The 4728-nt window shown below is 69.1% G+C and carries 5 protein-coding genes; all 5 read right to left on the reverse strand.

The window, feature by feature from the left end:
• Positions 1-437 (reverse strand): alpha-hydroxy-acid oxidizing protein (locus IRZ30_RS15740; protein ID WP_294086494.1); only part of this gene is annotated, 437 nt, incomplete at its 3' end.
• A 39-nt stretch (positions 438-476) separates the two neighbouring features.
• A complete protein-coding gene (locus tag IRZ30_RS15745) occupies positions 477-2483 on the reverse strand; it encodes an AAA family ATPase (RefSeq protein ID WP_294086495.1) in 2007 nt (668 codons plus the stop codon).
• A 5-nt stretch (positions 2484-2488) separates the two neighbouring features.
• On the reverse strand, positions 2489-3394 hold the full coding sequence (locus tag IRZ30_RS15750; protein ID WP_294086496.1) for a MoxR family ATPase: 906 nt from the start codon (positions 3392-3394) through the stop codon (positions 2489-2491).
• Positions 3395-3465: 71 nt separating this feature from the next.
• The gene (locus IRZ30_RS15755; RefSeq protein WP_294086497.1) at positions 3466-4269 is read right to left on the reverse strand and encodes a mycofactocin-coupled SDR family oxidoreductase; all 804 of its coding nucleotides are present in this window, start codon (positions 4267-4269) and stop codon (positions 3466-3468) included.
• Positions 4270-4299: 30 nt separating this feature from the next.
• A partial coding sequence (locus IRZ30_RS15760) for an SDR family oxidoreductase (protein ID WP_294086498.1) occupies positions 4300-4728 on the reverse strand: 429 nt, incomplete at its 5' end.

Consider the following 4728-nt stretch of genomic DNA (forward strand, 5'->3'; position numbering starts at 1 on the left):
CGGTCGAGGTAGTGGAGCATGTCGTCGCGGCTGCCCAGCCAGTAGATCTGGAAGAACGTCCGCGGGTTGGCCGCCACGACCTCCTCGATCGGCTTGCTGGCGAATGAACTGAGGCCCATGATCGTGCCGGCCGCCGCCGACGCGCGTGCCACGGCCACCTCGGCGTCGGGGTGCACCGCCTGGACACCGGTGGGCGAGATGATCACGGGGAAGGAGATCTCCTCGCCGAGCACGGTCGTGGTGAGGTCCCGCGTATTGGGGCGATCGGCCAGTTGCGGGCGAAGCCCCAACTCGGCGAAGGCAGTTACGTTATCGTTGAGCGTGATGCCCTGCTCGGAGCCGGCGATCAGCGCGTAGTAGACGGATCGCGGCAGGCGCTTTTTCGCGCGGCGCTGCGCCTCCGCGACGGACTCAAACCAACCACCCGTGCTAGCCATGGCTCCCTACCTCCACTACCGGCGCGCCCGCCCTGCCGGTCACGCCGACAGGCAGTAGCTGACAGCAGCCGGGATGTCCTCCATGCGCTCAATGAAGACGCACCGGCCCCGTCCGCGAGCCGCCAGCTCCTGGCAGGCGCGGACACGGCTGTCTTCGAGCGAGGTGCCGATCACATGGAGCCGCGGGTACTTCGCTGCCAGCGGCAGTGGGTCGTCGCCGAGATTGTGCATGCCGTCGGTGAAGATGATGCCGATCTTCTCCTGGGTCGCCGTCCGCTCCAGCTCACGCAGGCCGACTTCCAGCCCCAGCCGCAGGTTGGTCAGCCCGCGCGCGCGAACCGACAGGATCTCATCGACCAGCCGGGCCAGGGGCTTCTCCTGCGTGGCGCCCTTGAGCACGGCCGCGTCGCGCCAGAAAAGTGCCACGGCGTAGTCATCGTCCCGGATGTTGCGCGCCAGCGACGCGGCCGCCAGCGCGGCGTTCATCAACTTGGTGCCGCGCATCGAGCCGCTGACGTCGAGCAGGAGCACGTAGGTGCGCCGGGCGCGGACCCGCTCCAGCACCCAGAAGTCGTCGTACTCCGGGTACGGCTTGCCGGCGATTTCCTCGATGGTGCGGTCGAGGTCGAGGTCGTCGGAATTGAAGCGGTAGCGGACGGGCCGCAGCTTCCCCTTGCCGGCGTTGGTGGTCGGGTCGTGCCGCGCCAGCTTGATGACGATCTTGAGCGCCAACCGCCGGGTGAGATCTCGCAGGTCGTCGTCCGGCGTCTCCGGCCAGAGGTCCCCGAGCAGCGCGAGCGCCGCCCCCTCGTCCTGCTGGTACAGCTCGCGGAAGGCCTCGTCGTCGAACTGGCCGTCCTCCCGCAGCACCAGCCGGGCGCCGGGGTGGTCGCGCAGGATATCGTCGCGTGTGCGCGGGCTGCGCGCCCCGCGCTCCGCGGTGAGCAGCGCGATCTCGTCCGGCCGGTAGATGCGCGGCGGTTGCTCCACCTTCCCCGCCTTGGGGAGGGAGTCCGGCTCCGGCGCCGGGCGCATCGGCAGGACGATCGGCCCGGAACGCCGCGGCGGCCGTCGCTTGCGACCGGTCGGCGCGACGATCGGGTTGTCGATCTCCAGCACATGCTTGCCCCGGGCGGCCTGCGGGATGAAGTAGAAGACGTTCTCCCATAGCTCGCGCACGATCGCCTCCGGCGGCCGCTCGGCCGTCTCGGCCAGCAGCATCCGGCCGGACAGCGCCAGCAGCGCGGCGTCGAGCACGAGGTCCTTGGCCGCGTTGTCGGCGCGTGTGAGATCCACGCCCCGGAGCGGCGCCAGGCGCTCGGCGACCAGCACCAGGTCGATCGCGCCGCGCACGGACGAGCCCATGCGCACCTCCGGGTGCGTGCGCGTGGCGCGGGTGAGGGCGACAGCGCCGTCGATGAGCCAGTCGTTGCCGCTCCCGGTCCGCAGGCGCACGACGGCTCGCTCCTCCTCCTCGCTCTGGTAGCCGATGGCGAGGCGGCAGAGCCGGTCGTAGATCGACTGGCTCACCCGCAGCGTGCCCACGTTGTCGAACGGGTTCATCGCGGCGATCAGCCGGAACCCGGGCGCCGCGCGGACGAGGCCGTAGCGCGGCACGACGAAGCTGCGCTCGGCCAGCGGGCTGAGCAGGGTGTTCAGCGTATCCTCCGGCACCCGGTTGAACTCCTCGATGTAGAGGAGCGCGCCCCGCAGCATGGCCTCGGTGAGTGGACCGGGCACGAAGTCGTCCGGCCGGTAGCCGTGTGCCAGCACCGCGGCCGGGTTGTGGAACCCGACGAGCTTGGCGGGTGTCAGATCGGCATTCCCCTCGACCATGATGAACGGTGCGCCCGACGCCCGGGCGATGGCGCGCAGCAGGGTCGATTTACTCGTCCCCGGCGGTCCTTCGAGGAGCAGGTCGCGCCCCGCGTTCAGCGCGGCGACGATCTCCTCCAGTTCTCGCCGGCGGCCGACCACGTCCGCCCGCACCAGCTCGCGGACCGCGTCGAACGCGACACGTCCGTTGTCCTCACGGGGCCGCTGCATCTCGGTCACTCCCCGTCCTTGCCGCGGTCGACTGCCTCCGGGACGATGCCGGCGACGATCTCGCGGATCACGTCCTCCGGCGTCCGCTCGGTCGTCTCGTGCAGGCTGATCTTGCTGGAGAGCGCCAGCAACGCGGCCTCCAGCAGCACGTCTTCGAACCGGGCACCATCGCCGTCGAGCGGCAGCCCGCGGATCTCCGCCAACTGGTGAGCCACCAGCACCAAATCGATCGCGCCGCGGACGGACGATCCAAGCCGCGCCTCCGGGTGTGCGCGGGTTGCGCGGGTGATCGCCACGGCGGCCTCAATCAGGCGGGGCGCATCGCTGCCCGTGCGCAGGGCAACGATCCGCCGCTCCTCATCCTCGCTCTGATAGCCCATCGCCAGGCGGCAGAGCCGGTCGTAGATCGAGATACTGATCCGCGCCGTGCCGACGTTGTCGAAGGGATTCATCGCGGCCACGATCCGGAAGGTGGGGAGCGCCCGCAGCGTGCCGACGCGCGGGATGGTGATCTCCCGCTCGGCCATGGCGGTCAGCAGGGTGTTCAGGGTATCCTCCGGCACCCGGTTGAATTCCTCGATGTAGAGGAACCCGCCGCGCTGCATGGCGTCGGGGAGCGGCCCGGGCACGAAGTCCTCCGGCCGGTAGCCGTGGCGCACGACCTGGGCGGGATTGTGATAGCCGATGAGCTTGGCCGGCGTCAGGTCGGCATTGCCTTCCACCAGCACCAGCGGGATGTCGTAGTGGCGGGTGATCGTCCGCAGAATCGTGGACTTCCCGATCCCGGGCGGACCTTCGAGCAGGAGATCCCGCCCGGCGCTGATCGCGGCCAGAATGCTGGTGATCTCGCGCTCGCGGCCGACGACCTCCTCCCGCACCGCCTGATAGATCGCCTGCACCGTTGCTGTCATGCTCGGGCTTCCCCCGTTCATCGTCCGTGGCCGGGGCTCACGCGGGTGTGCCCGCGCGAGCCCCGTGCGCGCTACCGGACCGTAAAGCCGGCATCGACCGGCAGCGTGACGCCGGTGACGTAGCGGGCGTCGTCCGACACCAGCCACAGGATGGCGTTGCTGATATCGACGGGCTCCAGCATCTCGACCGGCAGGAGGTTGGCGATCGCCGAGGGGTTGTCCCCCAGCATCTGCGCTATCGCGTCATTCACGACCATCGGCGTGTTGACGCCGGTCGGGTGTACCGTGTTGACACGGATGTTGTGCGGCGCCAATTCGATTGCCAGCGTACGCATCAACCCTACCACACCGTGCTTCGCCGCGACATAATGTGCGGTTCCCGCAAAGCCCTTCAGGCCCGCGGTGGAGGAGGTCAAGACGATGCTCCCGCCGCGACCGCCGGCGATCATGTGCGGGATCACGGCCTTGCAGCTCTGCCACACCCCCGTCAGGTTGGTGTCGATCATGTCCCGCCACTGCGCGTCGGTCAGCTCCCAGGAGCCGCCGCTAGCGAACCCGGCGATCCCGGCATTCGCCAGCAGGATGTCGATCCGACCGAACTCGCTCATGGCACGCTCGGCCACGGCCTGCATCTGCGCGCCGTCACGCACATCGGCCTGCACGGCCACGCAGCGCCGGTCGAGGTCCTCCACCAGGCGCTTCGTCTCCTCCAGATCCTCCGGGGTGGACATCGGATAGGGGACCGTGTCGATCTGCGCCGCGATGTCGCAGATGACGATATCCGCTCCTTCCCGCGCCAGGGTCACGGCATGCGACCGCCCTTGCCCACGCGCGCCGCCGGTGATGACTGCCACTTTGCCGTCGAGCTTGCCCATCGTGGGTCCCCCTTCCTCGCGGCACGTCGCTCACGCCGCGGTGCGCGCGTTCATGCCCGCGGCCACTTCCACGGCAGTGCCGGTGATGTAACGGGCATCGTCCGAGACCAGGAACAGGATCGCGTTCGAGATATCCTGCGCCTCAACCCAGGGGATGGGCAGGACGTTCAGGCCGGAAAATGCGGCCAGCGCATCCTCGGCGGTCGGGTTCTCGAGATCCGGACGGAACAGCTTGTAGGTCGCCTCGTTGTGGATCATGTCGGTGTTGACCGTGGTCGGGCAGACAGCGTTGACCGTGATCCCGTATTGGGCCACCTCCAATGCCACCGACTTGACCAACCCGATCACACCCCACTTGGCCGCGGCGTAGTGGGCGATATTCGGCATCCCCACGCGTCCAGCCATCGACGAGGTCGCTACGATGCGCCCGGAGCGCCGCTCGATCATGTGCGGCAGCAC

Origin of the sequence: Sphaerobacter sp. (assembly GCF_019683595.1) — a bacterium.
In the GTDB taxonomy this organism is placed as follows: Bacteria; Chloroflexota; Chloroflexia; order Thermomicrobiales; family Thermomicrobiaceae; genus Sphaerobacter.